The sequence below is a fragment of the Archangium sp. genome, from assembly GCF_036277355.1.
Classification (GTDB): Bacteria; Myxococcota; Myxococcia; order Myxococcales; family Myxococcaceae; genus Archangium.
Genome location: NZ_DASUNC010000005.1, coordinates 41150 through 63516, shown reverse-complemented (window position 1 = coordinate 63516; position 22367 = coordinate 41150). Strand labels below are relative to the sequence as shown.

Sequence of the window (22367 nt, the reverse complement as noted above, 5' to 3'; positions counted from 1 at the left end):
CGAAGCGCATGGCGCCCCGCGCATCCCCACCCTGATCGCGCACTCAGCGCCGGGTCTTCGCGGCCTGCCGGGCGAGGACCTTCTCGTAGGCGGCCTGGAGCTGCTCGGCGACGGTGGGGCCCTCGCGCTTCGCCGGCTCGCCGAGGTGGAGCTCGCGCAGCTCGGCCATGAACTGATCCCACAGGGCCGGGCCGCCCTCCTCCAGCAGCTGCGCGCGGATGCTGAGCTCCTCGCTCACCGGCAGGTACCTGCGTCCCCAGGCCCCCAGGTGCGCGAAGATGGGCACCAGCGCGATGGACTTCTCCGTCAGGCTGTAGACCGCCTTCTGCTTGTGGCTGGGATCATCCGTCTTCGTGATCATCCCCTCGTCCAGCAGCATCTTCAGGCGATCGGCCAGGATGTTGGACGAGATGCCCTCCTCCGACCGGGTCAGCAGCTCGCGGAAGTGCCTCCGGCCGCCGAACATCATGTCGCGCAGGATGATCAGGCTCCATCGGTCTCCGAAGACCTCGAGCGAGAGATTGATCGGACAACCCGACCGGTGTGCCGCGGTGCTCATCCTTCTGCTCCAGGAAAAACCGGTTGCATTCTCGCACCAGTGCCCCTACCCTACAACTGGTTGCAATTTGCAATCAGTCATGAGAAGGAGGAGCGGACCCTGGGATTGCTACCCCGGCACACTGGGAATGACCTGACGCTGATCGGGATTGCCGTGCGGAAAGGTGACGCCCAGCGCCGCGGGCACGGCGCCCTCGCGCTCCGATGAGACGGAGACTTCATCCGCGAGCGCCGCCTCGGAAGGAGCATCCAGCGGGGCACCGGCGTCCCGCATCCGCTGCGCGAATTCCCCCAGCCGCGGACGCTCCAGCTCCAGCTGGAAGCTCATGTAGAGCCCGGAGAAGGCGCGCGCCTCCACCAACCACCCGCAGCGGGAGATGGCCGCCTCGATGCGGGAGATCGCCGCCGCGCGATCTCCTCGCGCGATGGCCGAGAGCGTCAGGAGCCTGGGCACCACCATGGGGAAACACCTCCACGCCGGGCGGCGGAATCCGCCGCGGAGAGCCTACCGTGGATGTCAGGGGCGCTCAGTAATCGAGGGTGCCGGGCGGCGGATTGCTCCCACCGTTCGAGAGGCCGAAGAGCGACTCGACCAGGCGGAACTCGTTGTAGGCGGGCGAGCTGGCCATGATGCTCGCCGCCATGGCGGGATCGAGCGGATTGCCGTCGTAATCGGACAGCAGGCCCCCCAGGCCCATGTGGCTCATGGGCTGATCGCTGGCCCGCTCCTGCAGCTGCCGCATCTGATCCCGGGTGAGCGTCAGGGTCATGGGCTCATCACTGTCGCGCGCGGCCTGGGCCTTCGCCTCGTCCCCGGTGAAGGCGTACACCATGATCTCCCGCATGTTCGGATCATCCGTGTCGAACTTGTACGTGTAGCTCTCGCTGCCCGGGATGAGCTTGCCGTCCTGGTCGAAGCGCTGCGAGATGTTGAGGTCCGGGTGATCGCCCCCGTACACCAGGTCCAGCGAGCGCGTCGTCGTCCCGTCCGGGTGGTGGGTGATGAGCATGTCGCCGGTGTTCGCGGCGCCCTCGGCGCTCAGCTCGATGGGGCCGATCTCCAGCCCGAACTCGCTCTGCGACTCGTACGTCACGCGCTCCAGGTGCAGGGCGTTGCTCACGCCCGCCCCATCCCGCTCCGGCATGCGGCCGGTCTCGCGGAAGGCGTCGTAGGCCTCCTGGCCCTGGGGGTTGGACAGGTCGAACGTGGCCGTGCGCAGCTGGTAGTTGGTGAGGGTATCGGTGCGGCCGGCGGACACGGACACGGGGCCCACGCCCACGCTGATCTTCCCCTCGTTCTCGATGAACTCCTTGGGGCCCGCCGTCACCTGCACGCTGTCCCCGGTGCGGCTCATCTCGATCATCATCCCCTCCCCTTCGCGGATGTCGCTGGACATGCCCAGCTCGGCCGCGTGGTAGGCAATGCCCACCTCCATGGAGGTGCCGGTGAACTGCGACTGCTCGAGGCGCACCGAGCCGCCATCCGGCAGCGTGTTCGGATCCAGCGGATGGGGCGGAGGAATCTCGCCGCGCCGCATGCGCTCGAAGTCCTCCTCCTTCATCTTCACTTCGTACGTCATCTGATTGCCGGCGGAGACGCCCCCGCCCACGGTGACGGCCTTGAGCTCCAGCTCACCCGAGGCGGACACGGACGTCTCCGCGTTCATGGTGACGGTGACGTAGCCGTCCTCGCGCTTCACCTCGCTCTCGAGCGAGGAGCTGAACTCCACCTGCACGGGGCCGGGCTGATCCGGGTAGTTCACCGTGACGGGGCCCACCTGGGCGCTGCCGGTGGAGACGTTGTAGTCCTGGGGGTTGGCCGGGTTGGGCAGGTTGCTGGGGACGCTCGGCGGCTGATCGGCCACCATCATGCGCTGCAGCTCGGGAGACACGTTGGCCGAGGCCAGGGCCCTGGCGCGCTCGGGCGAGCCGGGCTCGGTGGAGAAGATCTTGGCGGCGGTGGTGCCGGGGAGCGTGCCCACCTCGCGGTACTGGGGCTGCTCGCGCAGGTACGCCTGCATGTCGTCGTAGCTCTTGCCGCTGCTCGGGTCGAGCACGCGCTCGCCCTGGCGCACCACCACGTGGCCGGTCTGCCCCTCCTGGCCGGCGCGCTGATCCTCCAGGAAGACCAGCTCCGAGCGGGCCTGGAGCTGGGGCGTGCTCTTGGAGATGAAGTCCGCGGCGCGGTCCAGGCAGTTGACGCTGCTGTCGCGGGAGTTCTCGGTGAGGAGCGAGGAGGCCGGGGGCGCGGCGTTGCCATCCAGCTTCAGGGTGTTGCGGGCCGCCTGGGGCTGGAAGCTCGACTGCTGAGACGCCGTGCGCGCCGCCTGGGCCGCGGCCTCGCGCGCAGCGGCCTCACGTGCCGCCGCGAGCGCCGCCTGACGAGCCGCTTCCGCCGCCGCCTTCTGGGCCGCCTCGCGGGCCTGCGCGGCCGCGTTGGAGGCGCCCCCACCGTCCATGCGCTTGATGCTCATCTCATCTCCTTGGAAAATCGCTTTGTCCCATTGTCGTCCGGGCGGCCTCACGGTTGCCGCGCGAAATGGTTTTTTCCGCGATATCCCTGAATGATTCCGCGTATGAGCCCTCCAGCACGAGCCTCTCCGTTACCTCCAGACCTGGAGCTTCAGCTCCTCCTCGCCCGGGCGGGAGATCACCAGCCCGTCCTGGAGCAGGGACTCTCGATGGAGTCCCTCCAGGAGGCACCGAGGCCCCCCGCTCTTCCGTGCCGCACCGAGGTGCCGAACTGGGAGAGCGCCGACGCGGGCCGGAACGACCTGGCGGCGCAGCGCTGGAGTGTGATCGCTCCCGAGGGAGACGTGGGGGACTCGCTCCTTCGCGCCATCGCGCCGCTCATCGAGCATCGCGAGAGGCGGCACGCCTGCCCGTGAAGCGCGTGGTTCCGTAGCCCGTGGGATCAGGGAGCGGCGGACTGCGTCTGGGGGGCCGCCGTGAAGAAGGGGGAACGCCCGTAGGAGCGTTCACACCGCTCATAGCGCTCCTGCGCCTGCGGCTCGCTTTCATCGAGGTACGTCTGGCGCGCTTGGGGAGAAAGACAGTCTGTGTTGACTTCACGCAGCAAGCGCTGAAGCTCTGAAATGGACCCAGGCCACACCCTCGCCGTGCTGTCCTCCGAGGCGGTGACGATGCGCTGGCCGTCCGGGCTGAACGCCGCCGACGAGACGCTGGCCTCATGGCCCCTGAGCACCACGGGCTCTCCACTCCCATCGGCCTTCCACACCCTCGCCGTTTTGTCCCAAGAGGCGGTGACGATGCGCTGGCCGTCCGGGCTGAACGCCGCCGACAAGACGCTGTCCTCATGGCCCCTGAGCACCACGGGCTCTCCACTCCCATCGGCCTTCCACACCCTCGCCGTTTTGTCCGAAGAGGCGGTGACGATGCGCTGGCCGTCCGGGCTGAACGCCGCCGACCAGACGCTGTTCTCATGGCCCCTGAGCACCACGGGCTCTCCACTCCCATCGGCCTTCCACACCCTCGCCGTGTTGTCCTCCGAGGCGGTGACGATGCGCTGGCCGTCCGGGCTGAACGCCGCCGACAAGACGCTGGCCTCATGGCCCCTGAGCACCACGGGCTCTCCACTCCCATCGGCCTTCCACACCCTCGCCGTTTTGTCCAAAGAGGCGGTGACGATGCGCTGGCCGTCCGGGCTGAACGCCGCCGACCAGACGCTGGCCTCATGGCCCCTGAGCACCACGGGCTCTCCACTCCCATCGGTCTTCCACACCCTCACGGTCCTGTCATTCCCACACATGACGGCGATGCGACTCCCATCTGGACTGAACAAAGCGTCGCGAGCGCCCTCGTGGCAGTGCAGGGTGAAGGTAGGAATAGGCACCTTCAGTAGATCGATTGCCACCTGCATCCACCCGCGCACCTGCTCCGGGTTCTTCACCTCCAGGAGCAGCCTGGAGGCAATGGCCGGACTGGAACGCCCCAGCTGCTCGCGCGCGCCCGCCATCAACGCATGATCGCGCGCACGTGCTGTCGCTACTTCAGCCGCACTCCGCTGCCGCAGCGCCCAGAACAACAGCAGGCCCATCAGCACGGCCACCATCACCGCTCCACCGGCGAGCAGTGCCAATCTCCGCCTCGCCGCGAGCTCTTCGCGCAGCTTCCGGGCGGCCTCCCGCGCCTGTTGCTCCTGCTCCTCCCGAAGCTTCCGCGTCTCCTCCTCCTGCCGGGTCCGCTCCTCTTGCAGCCTCCTGGCCTCCTGCTCCTGACGGACCCGCTCCTCTCTCCGTTCGAACACCTTGCGCGCCAGCCAGTCATGTCCCAGCTCGAAGTACCGGCTGCCCTGGTGCTCCTCCGCGTGCAGCACGGCAGCCGCCTCCAGGCGCGTCAGCACCGTGCTGGCTTCCGCCTCCGACAGCTCGGACAACACCGCGTGCGCCTGCTTCTCCGTCAGCAGGGTCCGGCTCTTGTCGCCAGCAACCAGATGATCCTCCAGCAGGCGCTGTGCGTGTCCCTTCAGCTCCCCCATCCCATCCAGCGTCGTCTCCAGGTACTGGTGGAGCATCAGCTCGGCCCGGGCCACCTCGGTGGCTCCCCCCTTCGCCCGCTCCTCCCAGAGCGCCCGGCAGACAATCTGCGCGAAAGCCGCCTGCACCTCCGCCTCTTCCGACCTGTCCTGCCCGACCATCCGCACCTGGAACATCAGCTCGGACAGCTCCTCCCCTGACCACTGCTGCGCCGGTGTGCCCGCCTCCGCGAGCTGGCACGCCACCTTCACCATCTCTCCGACCGTGAGGGGCCCCAGACGGAATCCCTGCGCCAACAGCTCCCGCCGTCCGCGCGCCTGGTCCCGGAAGCGTCCCAGGTAGTCCTCGCGCAGCGACAGCACGAGCTGAAGCCCTCGCAGGGGACTGCGCGCCAGCGCCTGGAGGCTCTCGAGGAACTCCTCCAGGTGCCTCGCGTCACGACCCTGCTGGAAGAGCTGCTCCAGCTGATCCAGGCAGATGAGGAGGGGGCGAGCCGATTGCTGCTCCGCCAGCTCCAGCGCCGCCTCGAGTCCCTGCGAGGGGCTCGGGTGCGCCGGAGACAGCCCCAGGTCGAGCTGCCGGAACATGGCCTGCACCAGCCGCTCCAGGGGTGCCTCGTCCTTGAGCCAGCCCTCGATGTGGACGACCCGGGTGTCGTGCGTGGCCTCCAGCAGTGGGAGCACGCCCGCCTGCATCAGCGAGGACTTGCCCGCTCCGGAAGGTCCGAAGAGGGTGACGCACGGGTGGGCGAGGATCCGGTTCGCCAGTTGCTGGGTGACCTCGTTCCGGCCGAAGAAGCGGTGCCGGTCCCCCGAGCGGTAGGGCTGGGGGCCCAGGAAGGGATTGCCGCTCATGAGGACTCCCCAGGCCTCAGCCCGGTGAGCAGCCCGGCCAGTCCCGAGGACGCGGCCTGGACGGTCTGGATGCCCACGCCCCTGGGCAGGCCGCGACCCTCGTACCAGGCGTTGCCCGTGGCGTCCTCCGGCTCCAGCAGCACGGTGCTCCTGCCCGGCAGCGCCCGGTGGAAGAGGCACTGGAGCAGGTGGCGGTGATCCCACGACAGCAGGGACATGCCCAGCAGCAGCGTGGGCTGGTTGGCCAGGGTGCTCAAGATCTTGTCGGCCAGGGTCTGGGGCAGCACGGATTCGAGCTCGCGCACATGGCGCAGGAAGTCGTCCTCGGTGAGCAGCGGAGGGGCGAACACCGGGTCGGGCATGTAGCCGCGGTAGAGCCGCACCAGCACCACATCCCGCTTCGTATCGAAGGAGGCCGGCGGCTCGGCCAGTGGCACCCAGCCCTTCCCGGCCACGTGTTGGCGGATGAGGGGCCGCTCCTTCAGCTTCGAGGGCTGGATGACATAGAGCGGCACATCGGGCCGCCGCGCGGCGAGCGCCAGCTCCAGCACGGGCTGCCGCAAGAGCGTGATGTGAAACCCGGGCCCGAGCCACGGGGCCAGGGCCTCCACGAGCGGCATCGACGGAAGCACGTCCCGGTTGACCGCCTCCTGGAAGCGCAGGCGCAGCTCGTCCTCCCCGGACTGCAACGCATACCGCTGGGCCAGCGCGCTCAGCGGCAGGTGCTCGGGCGCGGTCCAGGGGGCCTCCTGGAGCTGCTCGCGCAGCAGCTTGTGGAGGGTCTCGAAGGTGCCGCTCCAGTGGTCTCCCAGCAGCAGCGAGAAGGGTTGCTGGAGCAGCTCCAGCAGCGCCCCCACTCCGGGATCCGTCGAAGCCGCCGGCTTCACCTGGGTGGGCGGGCTCGGGGGGACGACCTTGCGGCGCTTGAAGTCGAACAGGGTGGACTCGTGCCCCCTCAGGTACAGCACCGGGGAGAAGGCCTCCGCGCTCTGGTCGTAATGCCCGAGGATGCTGCGCCGCGCGTCGTTCAGGCTGCGCGCCACATCTCCCCGTTGCGCCGCGGCCTGGGTGATCGAGCGGTAGAAGGCCGTCGAGCAGTGCCGGGCCACGTCTGTCTTCACGGGCCACAGGTGCGCCACCACCGCGGCGGCCCCGGAGCGGGCCAGCAGCTCCGCCGCGCTCACCAGCTCCCCGGGCTGCGCCCCTTCGCAGGACTCCAGGACGACCAGGCGCAGATCCGTGCGGAAGGCGGCCATCAGCTCCAGGGCCAGCAGCTCCACCTTCAACCCGGGCGACTCCCCCGCCCTGCTCACCATCTGCAGGCTGGGAGCCCCCTCCTCATCCAGTCCCCCGTGCCCGATGAAGTGGAGGATGTGCGGGACGGGCTGCAGCCGCAGTCGCTCCTGGAGGAAGGACTTGCTCGCACGCAGGCCGGTGAGCGGCTCCAGCCACTCGAGCTCTCCGGACTGGATGCTCTCGTGCAGCTTCGCGCGCAGCCGCGCGGGTGCGTCCTCGTCCGCGGGAGAGACGACGAGCAGCCGGACGGCCCCCTTCACCTCGCGTGGCTGCAAGAAGCGCGTCGACTCGACGCCGCGTGCGAGGAGCACTTCCTGCGAGGTGCCCAGGAAGTCGAGCGTCGAGCCCGGCCGGCAGAGGGCTTCCCAGGGAATGGCCTTCAGCTCGAGCTCCTGGGGGTTCAGCCGCAGCAACACCGGCTCGCTCCCCGCGGCGCCCTGGAGCTTGTGCAGGATCTCCAGCAGCCCCGGCTGGAAGAGCGCCTGGTAGAGTTCCTGCGCCTCGCGGAGTGCCTTGCCCTCTGGCTTGTCCTCTGGGGGGGAGTGCGTCAGGGAGGCGGTCTTCGCCGCGGCCCGTTTCACCCACTCACCGAACTGGCGCACGCGCTCCGACGAGAACCGTGCCCCCAGGGAGTGGGCGGGAAGCTGCACGTTCTGGCCTCCCCGGGCCGTGGTGCTGAGCTCCTCCCCCACCCGGTTGATGTCAATCTCCAGCCACAGCTCCGAAGCCACCGGTCCACCCCTGGTTGTATGGGCGGAGTTTACTTGCGTTCTGGTGTGAACGGGAGGAGCGCGCTACGAGGGGGACCGCGTCGGGAGCGGTGGAGCCCGGGAAAGAGGAGACGGATGAACTCGCGAGTGTCGTCGTGGGCAGGTGCGGCCGTGATGCTGTTCACCCTCGGGGGCTGCGCGTCGCAGCAGGGGGCACAGAAGACGTCCTCGGAGGAGCCCGCCAGGGCGGAAGCGCCGTCCTCCGGCGCGGCCGTGAAGGGGGTGCCCCAGTCCGAGGAGCTGAAGACGTTCTACGCGCTCGGCCTCACGATGGGCCGGCAGCTCCAGATCTTCGACATGTCGCCCGAGGAGCTGCAGGCCATGCAGGCGGGCCTCCGGGCACAGGTGTCGGGCGAGGAGCCCGCGGTGGACCTCGAGGTCTATGGGCCCAAGCTGTCGGAGCTGGCGCGCACCCGCTCCACCGCCCGCGCGGAGAAGGAGAAGTCCAAGGACCTCCTGGAGCAGGCCGCCAAGGCGCCGGGCGCGGTGCGCACCGAGTCCGGTCTCATCTACCAGTCGCTGAAGGAGGGCACCGGGGCGCAGCCGGGTCCGGACGACACCGTGGAGGTGCACTACCGGGGCACCCTGCCGGACGGCAAGGAGTTCGACAGCTCGTACAAGCGCAACGAGCCGGCGCAGTTCCCGCTCAGCGCCGTCATCAAGTGCTGGACCGAGGGCGTGCAGAGGATGAAGGTGGGCGGCAAGGCGAAGCTGGTGTGCCCGCCCGACCTGGCCTACGGCGACCGTGGCACGCCGGGCATCCCCGCTGGCTCGGCGCTGGTGTTCGAGGTGGAGCTGCTCGACGTGCAGAAGGACGCGCCGCCCACGGAGTAGAGACACATGAGCCCCGTCCCGCCAGTCACCGAAATAGGTCCTCGCGACACCGCGCTGCGCAACGCCTTCTGCGACTACGTGCCCCAGGTGTTCCGCACCGTGGACTTCCGGCGCTGGTGTGACTGGGGCGAGTGGACCGACGACTACCGCGCGTTCGTGGTGCTCGAGGACGGCCGCGTCGTGGCCAATGCCTCGGTGACGCGGATGCGGCTGCGGCTGGAGGGCCACGAGGTGCGGGCCTTCCAATTCGGTGCGGTGGGCTGCGTGCCCTCGCACCGGGGGCGGGGCCTGTCGCGCCGGGTGATGACGGCGGCGCTGGACGCGTGTGGCGACGCGCCGGTGCTGCTGTTCGCCAACCCGAAGGTGCGCCAGTTCTACCCGCGCTTCGGCTTCGAGCCCTGGCCGCAGACGCTCTTCGCCGCCAGGCACGAGGCCGTCCCCGAAGGCCCGCCAGCGCCGACGCTCGACCTGGAGGACGCACAGGTGCGCGCGGAGCTCGCCACGCTCTCGCGCGAGGGGCTCCCGGTGACGGAGCGCTTCGGCGCGCGGGACTACGCGGCGATCGCGAGCTGGTACGCGGCGGCCGGGTTCGCCCGGCCCCTGCGGAGACTCGGTGCCGACGCGTGGGTGTTCGCGGACGTCGAGGGCGACACGCTGTACCTCGACGACATCTTCGCCCGCGAGCCCTTCGATCTGCGCGCCCAGGTTCCGCGCCTGATTGATCGGCCCATCCGGAGCATCCGGTTTGGCTTCACGCCGGAGCGCTGGTGGCCCGGCGCGGAGGAGGCCGGCGAGGACCTCGAGGCGGACCTGTTCGTGCGCAAGCTGCCCCTGTCCCGCCAGCCCCACCGCTTCCCCGTGATGGCCCGGACGTGAGTCTGGCGCTAGGGGGCGGCTGAAGCGGACTTCGCCTTGGCGCACTCACTGAGCAGCCGCTTCTTCTCCACGGCCGAGGCCGCCCGGAACTCCGGTGTCTCCGAGCAGCCAGGCGGGGGGGCGCCCGGGGTGCCCCGGAAGAAGTCCCTCACCAGGTACTGCTGGGCCTGGGTGACCGCCTCGCCGAGGCTCTTGCTGACACCGGGGAAGTCGGGGGCCTGATTCCACTCCTTGATGGGCTTCGTCCCCTCCTCCTCCTCCATGCGTGCCCGCCACTCGACCCGGTTCGTCCTCAAGTCGATCAGCTCTCCGCTGGCCACGCACATCGCTTCCATCTCCCAGAACGGGAGCATCTTGGTTCCACACCGGTCCACCGAGAGCAGGACGAGCATGTCGATGCCCTCCTGTTGCGCGAGTGACCGCATGTCCTTCCGCGCGAACTCGCCGGACTCCTTCGCCTGGAACGGGGGCAGGCTCTCCATGTTCACCGGCCCGGAGAGCTTCCTGGCCGAGAAGCCGAGCGCCTGCAGCTTCTCCACGTAGTGGTCGGCAACCGCTCCGAACCTGCTCACGTCGACGAGCTGGAGGTGGGACTCCAGGGTTCCGGTCTTCTGATGGCGGATCTCCATGTAGACCGCCCCTTGGAGCGGGCCCATGGCGGCCGCTTCGGCCTCGGGGAGGGGGTAGACATGGAGGGGTGGCATCTGCCCCACCGCGACGCCGACCGTGTGTCGAGAGTCCTTCCAGAAGTCCTGCCTGAGGGAGACGCGCGCGGGGACGCATCCGAAGAAGAGCAGCGCGAAGGCCGCGATCATGATCCGGCCAGCGGAATGGGAGTTCATGGTCTTGTCCAAGGAGTCGTCGTGGGGTGGGGACTACACTTTGAAGGTGAGCTGGAGCACATAGAGCTTGCCGGGTGCGACGATGGGCTCGACCTGCCAGCCATCCCCCATCGAGCCGATCCATGCGCCGAGCCCGGCGCCGATCAGGGTCCCCGCGCCGAGGCCAATCGCGGTGCCGAGGATGGCGCCGTCATACGAGAAGAAGTGGGGGATGCTGAGCAGGGGCAGCGCGCACACTCCGGTGACGACCAGCCCGGTGACTCCACCCCACAAGGCCCCGGATCCGACCGGCGAGCCCTGGCTGGAGTACAGCGTCTTGATGTCCCCCACGGCCATGTCGACGGACTCACCGGAGAGCGTCTTGCCGGTGAGGCGATTCGCCTGCAGCACCCCCTCGCTGCCCTCGATGCGCTCGCCTCCCTGACGGATGATGAGGAACTTCTTGTAGGTCTTCCGAGGGGAAGCGCCGGCCTGCGCGAGGAGTGAGTGGTTGAAGGCCGGATGCGTGTCCCGGGGCTCGAGAAGCGACACGCCAGGTGTCGAGGGAAGGCTCGCGCTCGATGGAGCTCGCCCTTCACTCGGAATGCTCGACAGCAACATGGACAGCGCCATGACGACAGGAATCATCGGGTTCCCCCCTTGGGCTGGTCCTCATCGACCCGCCTCAATGCAGATGAGCCCGTGAGTTGGAAATTGATGCAGGAATTCGGCGGAGCCCGGCCGGGACGTGCGTGCGCCTACCCCACCGGTCCGGTGGGGGGCACGGCACCGCTCGAGTCACCCGGAGCGGTCACCTGGTAGGCGCGAGCCCTTCGAGCACCCTGGACCAGTGCTCGCGCTCGTGGGAAATCCCTACTCCCAGGAGACGTCGTACACGAAACGGGTGGCGCGCGAGCCGACGGGCCGCAGCTCCACCCGTCCCTTGCGATTGCAGCGGTGCAGGAACATCTCGAAGGCCCCCGCGAGCGCCTGCGCGAAGGTGCCCTCGATCAGCAGGATGGGCGGGACGTCCTCCAGCCGCATCTCCACCCGGCGGCCCTCATCCGACTCGCCGAGGGGCTGGAACACGAGCCGGCCGCAGTCGCGGAATGCCTGCTCCCACGCATAGGTGGACCACTTGAGCAGGGCCTGGGGCGTGAGGCCCAGCAGCCGCACGGCGCCGTCGAAGAAGGTCTGCAGCAGCGGATAGGCCGCGATGCGGTCCGCCTGGGTGGCGAGGAACTGACGGAAGCCGGGGGTGCCCAGCACGGCGTGGAGGGGCTCGGTGAGCTTCATGCTCTCTTCGATGGGAACCCACCCCATCCGGGGAGCGGACTCGAAGAGCGCGAGCGTCTGCGGAGGGACTCGCGACAGCACCCGTTGCTGTTTGTCGGCGGGCAGGGCCCGGGCACCGTCGAGGAGCACCCTGCAGGCGAAGCCACGGATGGCGGGCTGGGAGGGCATGGATCCCATTGTGGCACAGCACCGGGGACCCCGCCCCTTCGTGGCGCTCAGGCCTCCACGGGTGGAGGAACGCGCCGTGCGGTGAGTGCGGCTCCGGCGGACGCGGCGCTCACGAGAACCAGCGCGAGCCACTGTGTCACGGCGAGCCGCTCACGCAGGAACACCAGGCCCGCGAGGGCGGCGACCGCGGGCTCCAGGCTCATCAGGATGCCGAAGGTGCGGCTCGAGAGCTCCCGCAGCGCCAGCATCTCCAGGGTGTACGGAATCGCACTGGAGAGGAGCGCGACGGCCAGGCCCGCGGCGAACAACGGAGGCGTCACGCGGGCCGCGAGCCCTTCCGCGAGCGAGAAGGGCAGCACCGTCAGGGCGGCGAACACCATGCCCGTCGCGACGCTCCGCCCTCCGGGGAACACGCGGGACAGGCGCCCGCCGAGCACGATGTAGACGCCCCAGCAGGCCCCCGCGAAGAGCGCCAGCAGCACGCCGAGCGGATCCAGCGCACTGGCCTCACCTCGCCACGGGGCGATGAGGGCGATGCCGGCCGCCGCGAGCACGGCCCACAGGAAGTCCGAGGCACGCCGAGACCCGAGCACCGCGACGGCCAGGGGCCCCACGAATTCGAGCGTGACGGCCAGGCCCAGGGGAATCCGCTCGAGCGCCTTGTAGAAGCTCAGGTTCATCGAGCCGAGCACCACGCCATACGGGATGACGGCGGCCCACTGCGCGCGGGTGAGCCGGGTGAGCGGCGGACGGAACACGGCGCACAGCAGGAGCGCGGACAACCCGATGCGCAGGCCCGCGGTGCCCGCCGAGCCGAGCGCGGGGAACAGATCCTTGGCGAAGGCGGCGCCGCCCTGCACGCTCACGACGGCGAGGAGCACGGCGGGGATGGGGGGGAAGGTCCGGGCGGGACGGACCGGGGGTGCTTCACTCATGCGCGGCACCCTACCCGCTCTCCGGCGCCAATGCCCTCCCGGATTGGGCTAAGACACCCCTCATGCACCGAACCCACCTGTTTCCCCTGGTCCTGCTGCTTCTCGCCGCGCAACCGGTGGCGGCCGAGTCCTCGGCTCGATTCCGGATCGATCCCCTGGCCAAGGTGAAGATCCAGGGCTTGTCCGCGAAGGACATCGCCACCTTCTACGCGGGCGTGGATGCGATCACGAATCATCTGGCCTCCATCCCCGCCGTCAACACGCCGGCTCCGCCCGTGTGCATCGCGCTCCAACGCGAGGTCTTCCGCGTGCCGCTGACCCCCAACCAGGCCCAGGGCAAGGTGAACATCTCCTACCTGGCGCAGATGTCCGGTCAGACCTGCCGCGCGGCGAAGATCGTCAACAGCAGTGTCGAGATGAACCTGAACTACGCCCCCTTCCACAACCAGAACGCCGGCTACAGCCAGGACGACGCGGGCTGGATGCTCGCGCCGCAGACGTATACGAAGCTGGATGACGGCCTGTTCCTCATCCAGATCAGGAGCCGCCGCTACTACGTCATCACGCGCGACCGTGAGCCGGCACTGGTTCCCGTCACGATGGAGCGCTACCTGAAGTCCGCGGAGCGCAAGGCGCAGCAGCAGGTGGAGGAAGCGGAGCAGGCCGGGCAACGGCACGAGGAATGGGTCAACGACATGCACTCGCAGTACGGGCGCAACCTGGAGAAGGCCGACGCCAAGATGCGCTCCATGCTCGCAACCAACATCCAGCAGGCCGACAAACAGAACCAGGAGCTCCTCGCCAAGGCGAAAGCGCCCCGTGACGAGCTCCGCGGCCGGTTGGCCTCGCTGTCCCCGGAGCAGCGCGCCCAACCGGCCTGCCTGGAGTTCCTCAAAGGCGGCCTGGAGGAGAACGTGACGGGCGGAAGGTGTGTGGCTCCTGCCCTGGGCTTGTTCGCCCTCAACCCGGCGCTGTCGAAGCCCGGGGCGGACAAGGGGACGCTCCGCTACCTGGTGATCGAGGTCCTCGACGGCCGTCACTCCACCGAGGCGGAACACAACCACAACCACCGGACGCAGTTGATGGAGCACTTCGACTTCGCCGCCCTCGCCCGCGTCCTCCGGTCGACCGGGAAGTAGCGCGCCGGGCTACGCCGGTGGCGGTGTCAGAGATCGAACTTGATGCCCTGGGCCAGCGGCAGCGCGTCGGAGTAGTTGATGGTGTTGGTCTGCCGGCGCATGTAGGCCTTCCACGAGTCGGAGCCGGACTCGCGGCCACCGCCGGTCTCCTTCTCGCCACCGAAGGCGCCGCCAATCTCCGCACCCGAGGTGCCGATGTTCACGTTGGCGATGCCGCAGTCGGAGCCGGCCGCGGACAGGAACTGCTCGGCCACCTTGAGATCCTGCGTGAACACGGCCGAGGAGAGCCCCTGCGGCACACCGTTCTGGATGGCGATGGCCTCCTCCAGCGTCCGGTAGGGCATGACGTAGAGGATGGGCGCGAAGGTCTCGGTCCGCACCACCTCGTCGGTGGGCTGGACGCCGGTGATGAGGGTGGGCAGCACGAAGTGGCCCGGGCCGCTCCGCGCCTTGCCTCCGCTCACCACGGTGCCGCCGGACGCCCGGGCCTTCTCCACCGCGGCCTCGAAGCGCCGCACGGCCTCCGCGTCGATGAGCGGCCCCATGAGGGTGCCGGGCTGGAGCGGATCGCCGATGCGGGCCTCGACCTGCGCGTAGGCGGCCTTCAGCCTGGCCACGACGTCATCCACGATGGACTCGTGCACGATGAGCCGGCGCGTGGTGGTGCAGCGCTGGCCGGCGGTGCCCACCGCGCCGAACACGATGGCCGGAATCGCCAGCTTCAGGTCGGCGGTGCGGTCCACGATGATGGCGTTGTTGCCACCGAGCTCCAGCAGGCTCTTGCCCATCCGCTGGGCCACGCGCGCACCGACCTGACGGCCCACGGCGGTGGAGCCGGTGAAGCTCACCAGCGCGATGCGCGGATCATCCACCAACCGCTGTGCCAGCGCGTTGCCGCCGTCGTTGAGGAGGAAGAACACCTCGGGGAAGCCGCCCGCCTTCAGCGCCTCGTTGCAGATGCGCGTGGCGGCGATGGCCGTCAGCGGCGTCTTGGGCGAGGGCTTCCACAGGGAGATGTTGCCGCAGACGGCGGCGATGAACGCGTTCCAGGCCCACACGGCGACCGGGAAGTTGAAGGCGCTGATGATGCCCACCATGCCCAGCGGATGCCACTGCTCGTACATGCGGTGGCCGGGGCGCTCGGAGTGCATGGACAGGCCGTAGAGCATGCGCGACTGGCCCACCGCGAAGTCGGCGATGTCGATCATCTCCTGCACTTCGCCGTCACCCTCGGCCTTGATCTTCCCCATCTCCAGGGAGACCAGCGAGCCGAGCGCGTCCTTGTGCCGGCGCAGCGCCTCGCCGCACAGGCGGATGGCCTCGCCGCGCCGGGGCGCGGGCATCGAGCGCCAGGTGGCGAAGGTCTGCGCCGCCCTGCGCACGAGGGTCTCGTAATCCTCCGCGCTGGCCGAGGACACGCGGGCCAGGGGCTGGCCGTTGCTCGGATTGACGACCTGGATGTCGGCGTCCGGGGAGGTGCCGGACCACTCACCGTTGCCGAGGTAGGTACCGGGGTTGCGCTCGGACAGGCCGAGCACGTCGAGGATGGCGTGGGTCATGGGGGTCTCTAGATATCAGCCGATCACGTTGGATTCGAGCACCCGGCGGCCCTCGGCGATCCGCCCGACGGAGAGCGGGGACAGGTCGAGCGTGCGGAACGCGCCGTACAGCAGGAGCTCGGCGATCCCGCGGCCGGCGGCCGGGGCCTGCTGCATGCCGTGCCCGGAGAAGCCGGTGGCGCACCACAGGTTCGCGAAGCCGGGATGGAGGCCCAGCAGCGCGTTGTGGTCGAACTGGTTCATCTCGTAGTAGCCGGCCCAGGCGCGCTCGACGCGCAGCGACTCGAAGGCCGGGACACGGTGGGCGAGCGCCGCCCACGCCTCCTCGTCGAACTCGGTCAGGTTGGGCTCGAGCGGCAGATCATCGGCATCGGGGTCCGGGGTGGTGCCGAAGATGAAGTGCTTGCCCTCGGGCCGGAACCAGAATCCCTCCGGGTCGATGACCAGCGGGCATCCGGGCAGCGAGGCCGGACAGGACAGCACGAAGACCGTCCGCCGGCGGGCATGCACCGGCAGCTCGATGCCGGCCGCCGCCGCCAGGCGCCTCGACCAGGCCCCCGCCGCGTTGATGGCCTGACCGCAGACGACCCTGCGGCCGTCCGCCAGGCGCAACGCGGCGACCCGCCTCGAGTCCGGCGAGGCACCGGGCGCGCTGGGCGCGAACTCGAAGTCCGACACCTCGGCCCGCACCAGCCGGGCGCCCTGGGCGCGCGCCGAGCGCAGCAGCGCCGAGTGCAGCGCCGGGCCGTCGAACCATCCCTCGACATCGACACCGTGCGAGCCCAGCGCGAGATCGGCGGTGTTCAGCCAGGGGAAACGCGCGGCGAGCGCATCCGGCCCGAGCAGCTCGATGCGGGCGCCATGAGCGCGCTGGATCACGTTCTGGGCGCGCAGCACCTCGGCCTGCGTTGGCGAGGCGAGGAACAGGTAACCGGGCAGGGTCAGGCCGATCTCCACCGCCTCGCCCTCGACGGCGAGCAGGGAGGGAACGCCGCGCAGGAACTCCAGACCGAACTGCGACATCTGGATGTTGACCGGCGTGCTGAACTGCTGGCGGATCGAGCTGGCCGAGAGTTGCGAGGAGGAAGACCCGAAGCCGGTATCCCGCTCGAGCAGCACGACCGAGAGCTTGGGGTCCAGGCGGGTCAACCACCAGGCGATCGAGGCACCAGCGATGCCGGCCCCGACGATGGCGACGTCCGCGCGCAGATCCTCGGTTCCCACGTCAACCCTCCCCCGTGTGGGCGGCGTTCCGTTCGGCCAGGGCCGCGCTGTAGACCAGGTGCGCCGCGACCGCATCCTCGACGGCCTGACCCAGCGCCTTGAAGATCACCGTGCGGCCCGCGGCCGGGGCCGGTGCCCTCCCCCCGAGGATCTCACCGATCTCGGCGTGGATCGGAGCGCCGGTGTGGATGACGTCGCCCGCCTCGTGCTGGGCGGCGTGGCGGCTGTCCGCGACCACCACGTTGCGCATGGCCTCGTCATCGAGCTCCCGCCAGTTGGGGCGAGGCGCGCCGATCGCCGCCACGAAGGCACCCGGCTCGAGCCAGGCGCCGCGCAGCACGGGTTCGGTCGCGTTGGTGACGGTGCAGACGATGTCGGCGCCTCGCACGGCCTCCTCGGCGGTGGCGCAGGCACGGCCAGCGATCTCGGCGGCGCAGCGCGCGACGTTGGCCGGATCGCGGCTCCAGACGCGGATCTCCGAGACCGGCCGCACCGCGCGCAGCGCGAGCGCGTGGCTGCGTGCCAGCGCTCCACTGCCCAGCATCGCCACCACCTTGGGGCCTGGCGTGGTCAGCGCGTCGACGGCCACCGCGGAGACGGCGGCGGTCCGCAGCTCGGTGATCCACGTGCCGTCCATGACGGCCAGGGTCCGGCCGGTCCGTGGATCCATCAGGACGATGGTGGCGAGCAGGGTCGGAAGACCCCGCGCCGGGTTGCCCGGATACAGCGTGATCAGCTTGGTGGCGAGCGCCTCGCCCGTCATCGCCGGCTTGAGGAAGAGCATGCCCTCGACCTGCGGCAACTCCATCACGCTGCGAAGCGGCTGCACGACACGGCCTTCGGACAGATCGATCAGCGCGCGGCGCATCCCCTCGAGCAGCTTGCCCAGGGGCAGCAGCCGACGCACCGCGGCATCATCCAGGTACAGCGTGGGGGTGTGGGGCGTCATGCCGCGCAGGCTATCGCATCCAGGCTCGCGTGGCCCGCACCACACCCGTTCGGAGGGCTACTTGAGGAAGGCGAGGACCTTGGCGGCGTCCTCCTCACCTTCCTGGCCGACGATGATGCTCTTGCCCCGGGCGACCTGGACCATCACCCGATCGCCCAGGGCGAAGGCGGCCTTGAGCTCGGGCCGGGCGTTGAGCAGCTCGAAGTAGGCCTTGGAGAGGAACTTCACCTTGAGCTGCTTGCCCGGGTTGGAGAGCGCCTCGGAGTCGATCCAGCCGCCATCCCGGTAGAGGAACGTGCGGCCGGCGGCCACGCGCACGGGATCGCTGGCGGACGGCCCGCGCTCCTGCTCCTTCATCTTCCGGGTCGCGCGGGAGACGGCCACGCCGCCCTTGCCCTCGGCCACGGACAGGGACTCGGCGGGCGCCGCGGGCGCCGCGGAAGCCATGGCGCCACCCGAACCCGCCCCGCTCGCGGGCCCACCGGAGAACACGCCATCGACGTCCTCCTCGGACCGCGCGGACTTGCGCGGAGCGGACCGGGACTCCTCCTGGCTCCGGTCATCCCGCCAGGGGCGCGTGACGGGCTGCGGCGGCCGGTTGGCCACCATCGGCTCGTCCTCCACCACGAGGTAGCTGGTGTAGGGCGTCACGATGCCGAACTTCTTGCCCAGGGTGACGACCTCGTCGCGCAGCTCGGGGCGCTCACCGCGCAGACGGATCTCCTCCAGCAGGAAGCCCACCTTCCGGATGGCCCACAGCCGGGGGATGAAGTCGTCGCGCGTGGCTTCGCGGGGCGCGGTGGTGCCGTACTCGAAGGTGCGCTTCGACTCGTTCACATGGCCGGTGAGCACCACCTTGGCGTCCCCGGGCTTGCGGTAGCGGCCCATCACCACCACCTGCGAGCCCTTGAAGAGATCCGGCAGCTTGCGCGGGTACAGATCGTACGCGTCGATGGAGGACAGATCGATGGACAGGTCGGCCAGCACCGGGTTGCTGACCGCGTCGTAGAAGCTGGAGACCTTGGTCTCGAATTCCTTGCCGTCGCGGACGAAGTCCGAGGTGCCATTGCCGTCCGCGGAGAGCCTGTCCAGCAGGCGCGCGTTCAGCTCGTCGCCCACGCCGAAGGTGAACAGACGCGTCCTGTTCTTCCGGCCGCTCCTGGCGTGCTGGGCGATCACCGCCTCGTCCGTCTCTCCGATGGTGGGCTGTCCGTCGGTGATGAACAGCAGCAGGTGCGGCGTGGGAGACTGCCCGTCATTGTCCTGGAGGCCGCGCACCAGCGCGTCGTCGATGGCCGTGCCGCCGATGGCCTCCAGCTGCTCCACGAAGGACACGGCCTTCTGGATGTTCTCCTCGTTGGCGGGCTTCAGCCCCGGGAAGAGGGGCTCCACGTCCGTGGAGAAGCGCACCACGTTGAAGGTGTCCTGGGGGTTGAGCCGGGTGACGCAGTACTTGAGCGCGTCCCGGGCGATCTTCATCCGCTCGCCCTGCATGGAGCCCGAGGTGTCGATGACGAAGGTGACGCGCTTGGAGCCGATCTCGTCGGGCTTCACCTCCGCCTTCGGGGCGAGCAGGGCGAGGAAGTAGCCGGGCTCGTCCTTCTCCTTGTAGGTGAGCAGCGAGAACCCCACCGCCTTGTCGGAGACGGAGAAATAGAGATCCAGGTCCTTGGAGAGATCGGCCCCGCCCCCCTGCTCCAGGCCCACCACGGCGCTGGACTCACCCCGGCGGGACACGTCCATGCGGTGGGTGGGCGAGTAGATGCTGCGCAGCGGCGTCTTCGTGGACACGCGAGCGCTGAAGGTGAAGTCCTGGGTGGCCTTGGCCTCCACCACGCGCCAGTCCGCGGGCTGGCCCTTGGCGGTGGCACCCAGCGGGTAGTGGTAGTGGTACAGGCCGGCGGAGTAGTCCAGCACCTGGCTGAAGGTCAGCTCCACGCGCTGCTCGCCGCGTGCGGGCACGGGGAACACGCGCATGCGGAACACGTCCGAGTCCACGTACTCCAGGAGCCCGGGGTCCGCCAGCCTCCGGACGATGCCCTCGTAGATGGTGGTGGCCTTCTCTTTTTCCAGCACCTCGCCCCGGGTCTTCTTGCCGTTGACCCAGAGGTAGAAGCCGGAGAGCGCGGCCCCCTTGGGGAGGGGGAAGATGTAGTGCGCCTCCAGTTGCGAGGGGCCGTCGTTCTGGAAGACCTGCTCCACGCGGGTGATGGCGGTGCCGTCCTGGAGCTCCACGCTCACGCGCTGGCTCTTGATGGCCAGCGGCCGGGTGTTGGGTGTGGTGGGCAGCAGCATGCCCTGGGCCGAGGCGAGAACAGGCACCAGGAGGGTGGCGAGCAGCAGCAGGCGTAGGGGGGCGTACACGGTGATTCTTCTCCTCTGGGAGTCCCAGGATCGCTTCAACGCAGGAGATGCCGGAACGGTCTACCGCATCCCCCCCGCCCTGCTCTACCAGATGCGCACGCGCTGCTCGGGCGTGAGGTAGAGCGTCTGTCCGGGCGTGGCCCCGAAGGCCTGGTACCAGGCGTCGATGTTGCGCACCGTCGCGACGCGGTACTCGCCCGGCGAGTGCCCGTCCGTCATCAGGATGCGGCGCAGGAAGGGCTCGCGGTACTTGTTGCGCCACATCTGCCCGAAGCCGAGGAAGAAGCGCTGCTCACCGGAGAAGCCCTCGAGCACCGGCGCCGGCTTGCCGCCCAGCGACATCCGGTAGCCATCCAGGGCGATCGCCACCCCGGCGATATCCGCGATGTTCTCTCCCAGGGTCAGCTCGCCATTCACCGCCAGGTCCGGCAACGGGCGGTACGTGTTGTACTGCGCGACGAGCGCCTCACCGGCGGCCTTGAACTTCTCCGCGTCCTCCTTCGTCCACCAGTTGGCCAGCTTGCCCCGGGCGTCGAACTGCGCGCCCACGTCGTCGAAGCTGTGCACGATCTCATGCCCGATGACGGTGCCGATGGCGCCGTAGTTCACCGCCGGCTCCGCGTTCGGATCGAAGAACGGCGGCTGCAGGATGGCCGCGGGGAAGATGATGGAGTTCTGCTGCGGCGAGTTCAGCGCGTTCACCAACTGCGGCGGCATGAACCACTCGGACCGGTCCACCGGCTTGCCCAGCCTGGCCAGGTTGCGCTGGTACTCGAAGCGCGAGGCGCGCTCGGCATTGCCGTAGGCATCCCCCCGGACGATCTCCAGCCCCGAGTAGTCCCGCCACTTCGCCGGGTGGCCGATGCCCACCTGCAGGGTACCCAGCTTCTCCTTCGCGCGCGCCTTCGTCTCCGGGGACATCCACGCCAGCGCGTCGATGCGCTGGCCGAACGCCTTGACGATGTTGCGCACCATCTTGTCAGCCTCCGCCTTGGCCTCCGGCGGGAAGTACTTCTCCACGTACAGCCTGCCGATCGCCTCGCTCATCGCGGCGCCGGTGACGTCCACGCCGCGCTTCCAGCGCTCGCGCAACTGCTGCGTGCCGGTGAGGACACGGCCGGTGAACGCGAAGTTCTCGTCCACGAAGGCCTTGGTCAGGAAGGGCGCGCCACGCTCGAGGGCGTGGAAGGCCAGGTAGTCCTTCCAGGTCTCCACCGGCTCGCTGCCCACGAGCTTCGAGATGCCCGTCAGCGCGCTCGGCTGCCAGATGATGAGCTCCTGCTGCTTCCCGAGCCCCGCGGCCTCCAGGTACGCATCCCAGTCGAGACCCGGGGCGCGCTTCGCGAGCTCGCTCCGGGGCCAGGGGTTGTTGACCTTGGCCACGTCCTGCGTGTCCACCTGGTTCCAGTGCACCCGGGCGATCTCCCGCTCGAGCTCGAAGATGCGCTTCGCCCGGGCCTCCGCGTCGGGGATGCCCGCCAGGCTCAACATGGCGGCGATGTGCTGCTGGTACTTCTGGCGCACCTCGGTGAACCGGGCGTTGTCCACGAGGTAGTAGTCGCGATCCGGCAGGCCCAGGCCCCCCTGCAGCAGGTAGGCGGCGTAGCGCGAGGGATCATTCATGTCCTCGGTCACCCAGAGGCCGAAGAGCCGGTCCGTGGTGACATCGCCCGTGTTGAGCGCGTCCACGTCGGCGCGCAGCGTGTCCCCGAGCGCCGCGGACAGCTCCTTCCGGGTGGTGATGGCGGCGATGCGCCCGAGCTCGGGCTGAATGGGCGCCAGCCCCTTCGCCTCGATGCCCGCCTCGTCCATGTAGCTGGCGAAGAGATCTCCCAGCTTGCGGACCTCACTGCCCGCGGGGGCGTTGGTGCTCGCGGCCTCCTCGATCAGGGCGCGGGTGCGGCGGCTCGCTTCCTCCGCCACCTTCGTGAACATGCCGTAGCTGGAGCGGTCCGCGGGGATCTCCGTCTGCTCGAGCCACGTGCCGTTGACGTAGCGGTAGAAGTTGTCGCCGGGCGCCACGGCCGTGTTCATGCCGGCGGTGTCGACACCGAAGCCGCCATGGGCGGGAGGCGCGGCGGCCTTCTTGTCCATGGGTGCGGAGGTGACACACGCGGCGAGCAGAGCGGATGCACTGGCCGTGAGCACCACGCGTCGCGCGGCACCCGGGAAACGTCGGTTCTGGGAGGTCATACGAGCCCTTGGAAAAAAGTCCGCGCCCCAACAGC

18 protein-coding genes are annotated in these 22367 nt (G+C 69.4%); 4 read left to right on the top strand and 14 right to left on the bottom strand.

Going from position 1 to position 22367, the window contains the following annotated elements; translation table 11 throughout:
* Nucleotides 1–43: 43 nt before the first annotated feature.
* The 3 genes from VFZ09_RS00965 to VFZ09_RS00955 all read right to left on the bottom strand — a co-directional run bounded on the left by VFZ09_RS00965 (nucleotide 44) and on the right by VFZ09_RS00955 (nucleotide 3032).
* A complete protein-coding gene (locus tag VFZ09_RS00965; protein ID WP_329725532.1) occupies nucleotides 44–559 on the bottom strand; it encodes a helix-turn-helix domain-containing protein in 516 nt (171 codons plus the stop codon).
* Between the two features lie 108 nt (nucleotides 560–667).
* Complete coding sequence (locus VFZ09_RS00960) at nucleotides 668–1018, bottom strand: hypothetical protein (RefSeq protein WP_329725531.1); 351 nt, start codon at nucleotides 1016–1018, stop codon at nucleotides 668–670.
* 67 nt (nucleotides 1019–1085) lie between these two features.
* Nucleotides 1086–3032 (bottom strand): hypothetical protein, encoded by a 1947-nt coding sequence (locus tag VFZ09_RS00955; RefSeq protein WP_329725530.1) that lies wholly within the window; start codon nucleotides 3030–3032, stop codon nucleotides 1086–1088.
* Between the two features lie 102 nt (nucleotides 3033–3134).
* Here VFZ09_RS00955 and VFZ09_RS00950 point away from each other — a divergent pair, with 102 nt between their 5' ends.
* The gene (locus VFZ09_RS00950) at nucleotides 3135–3446 is read left to right on the top strand and encodes a hypothetical protein (protein WP_329725529.1); all 312 of its coding nucleotides are present in this window, start codon (nucleotides 3135–3137) and stop codon (nucleotides 3444–3446) included.
* 26 nt (nucleotides 3447–3472) lie between these two features.
* Here the strand turns inward: VFZ09_RS00950 and VFZ09_RS00945 are convergent, their stop codons facing one another.
* The gene (locus VFZ09_RS00945; protein ID WP_329725528.1) at nucleotides 3473–5908 is read right to left on the bottom strand and encodes an AAA family ATPase; all 2436 of its coding nucleotides are present in this window, start codon (nucleotides 5906–5908) and stop codon (nucleotides 3473–3475) included.
* Nucleotides 5905–7935 carry a CHAT domain-containing protein gene (locus VFZ09_RS00940; RefSeq protein ID WP_329725527.1) on the bottom strand — a complete coding sequence of 677 codons (2031 nt, stop codon included), beginning with the start codon at nucleotides 7933–7935 and terminating at the stop codon, nucleotides 5905–5907. Before VFZ09_RS00940 ends, VFZ09_RS00945 begins: the two co-directional genes overlap by 4 nt.
* A 114-nt stretch (nucleotides 7936–8049) precedes the next feature.
* Between VFZ09_RS00940 and VFZ09_RS00935 the strand changes: the two genes are divergently transcribed.
* Both VFZ09_RS00935 and VFZ09_RS00930 read left to right on the top strand, forming a co-directional pair.
* Complete coding sequence (locus VFZ09_RS00935) at nucleotides 8050–8808, top strand: FKBP-type peptidyl-prolyl cis-trans isomerase (RefSeq protein ID WP_329725526.1); 759 nt, start codon at nucleotides 8050–8052, stop codon at nucleotides 8806–8808.
* 6 nt (nucleotides 8809–8814) lie between these two features.
* Nucleotides 8815–9684 carry a GNAT family N-acetyltransferase gene (locus VFZ09_RS00930; RefSeq protein ID WP_329725525.1) on the top strand — a complete coding sequence of 290 codons (870 nt, stop codon included), beginning with the start codon at nucleotides 8815–8817 and terminating at the stop codon, nucleotides 9682–9684.
* 8 nt (nucleotides 9685–9692) lie between these two features.
* Here the strand turns inward: VFZ09_RS00930 and VFZ09_RS00925 are convergent, their stop codons facing one another.
* From VFZ09_RS00925 to VFZ09_RS00910, 4 genes are all read right to left on the bottom strand, one after another.
* Nucleotides 9693–10526: a hypothetical protein gene (locus VFZ09_RS00925; protein ID WP_329725524.1), complete on the bottom strand. Its 834-nt coding sequence runs from the start codon at nucleotides 10524–10526 to the stop codon at nucleotides 9693–9695.
* Nucleotides 10527–10559: 33 nt separating this feature from the next.
* Nucleotides 10560–11153, bottom strand: a complete 594-nt coding sequence (locus tag VFZ09_RS00920; protein ID WP_329725523.1) for a hypothetical protein — start codon at nucleotides 11151–11153, stop codon at nucleotides 10560–10562.
* A gap of 225 nt (nucleotides 11154–11378) precedes the next feature.
* Nucleotides 11379–11969 carry a hypothetical protein gene (locus VFZ09_RS00915; RefSeq protein WP_329725522.1) on the bottom strand — a complete coding sequence of 197 codons (591 nt, stop codon included), beginning with the start codon at nucleotides 11967–11969 and terminating at the stop codon, nucleotides 11379–11381.
* Nucleotides 11970–12016: 47 nt separating this feature from the next.
* Nucleotides 12017–12904: a DMT family transporter gene (locus VFZ09_RS00910; protein ID WP_329725521.1), complete on the bottom strand. Its 888-nt coding sequence runs from the start codon at nucleotides 12902–12904 to the stop codon at nucleotides 12017–12019.
* 62 nt (nucleotides 12905–12966) lie between these two features.
* Between VFZ09_RS00910 and VFZ09_RS00905 the strand changes: the two genes are divergently transcribed.
* Nucleotides 12967–14043: a hypothetical protein gene (locus VFZ09_RS00905; RefSeq protein ID WP_329725520.1), complete on the top strand. Its 1077-nt coding sequence runs from the start codon at nucleotides 12967–12969 to the stop codon at nucleotides 14041–14043.
* Nucleotides 14044–14069: 26 nt separating this feature from the next.
* On the opposite strand, the gene VFZ09_RS00900 is transcribed toward VFZ09_RS00905, so the two are convergent.
* From VFZ09_RS00900 to VFZ09_RS00880, 5 genes are all read right to left on the bottom strand, one after another.
* The gene (locus VFZ09_RS00900) at nucleotides 14070–15602 is read right to left on the bottom strand and encodes an aldehyde dehydrogenase family protein (RefSeq protein ID WP_329725519.1); all 1533 of its coding nucleotides are present in this window, start codon (nucleotides 15600–15602) and stop codon (nucleotides 14070–14072) included.
* 15 nt (nucleotides 15603–15617) lie between these two features.
* Nucleotides 15618–16826: an FAD-dependent oxidoreductase gene (locus VFZ09_RS00895; RefSeq protein ID WP_329725518.1), complete on the bottom strand. Its 1209-nt coding sequence runs from the start codon at nucleotides 16824–16826 to the stop codon at nucleotides 15618–15620.
* 1 nt (nucleotide 16827) lies between these two features.
* Nucleotides 16828–17775: an ornithine cyclodeaminase family protein gene (locus VFZ09_RS00890; protein WP_329725517.1), complete on the bottom strand. Its 948-nt coding sequence runs from the start codon at nucleotides 17773–17775 to the stop codon at nucleotides 16828–16830.
* Between the two features lie 57 nt (nucleotides 17776–17832).
* The gene (locus VFZ09_RS00885; RefSeq protein ID WP_329725516.1) at nucleotides 17833–20139 is read right to left on the bottom strand and encodes a VIT and VWA domain-containing protein; all 2307 of its coding nucleotides are present in this window, start codon (nucleotides 20137–20139) and stop codon (nucleotides 17833–17835) included.
* Between the two features lie 84 nt (nucleotides 20140–20223).
* Nucleotides 20224–22332, bottom strand: a complete 2109-nt coding sequence (locus tag VFZ09_RS00880; RefSeq protein WP_329725515.1) for a M13 family metallopeptidase — start codon at nucleotides 22330–22332, stop codon at nucleotides 20224–20226.
* Nucleotides 22333–22367 lie beyond the last annotated feature (35 nt).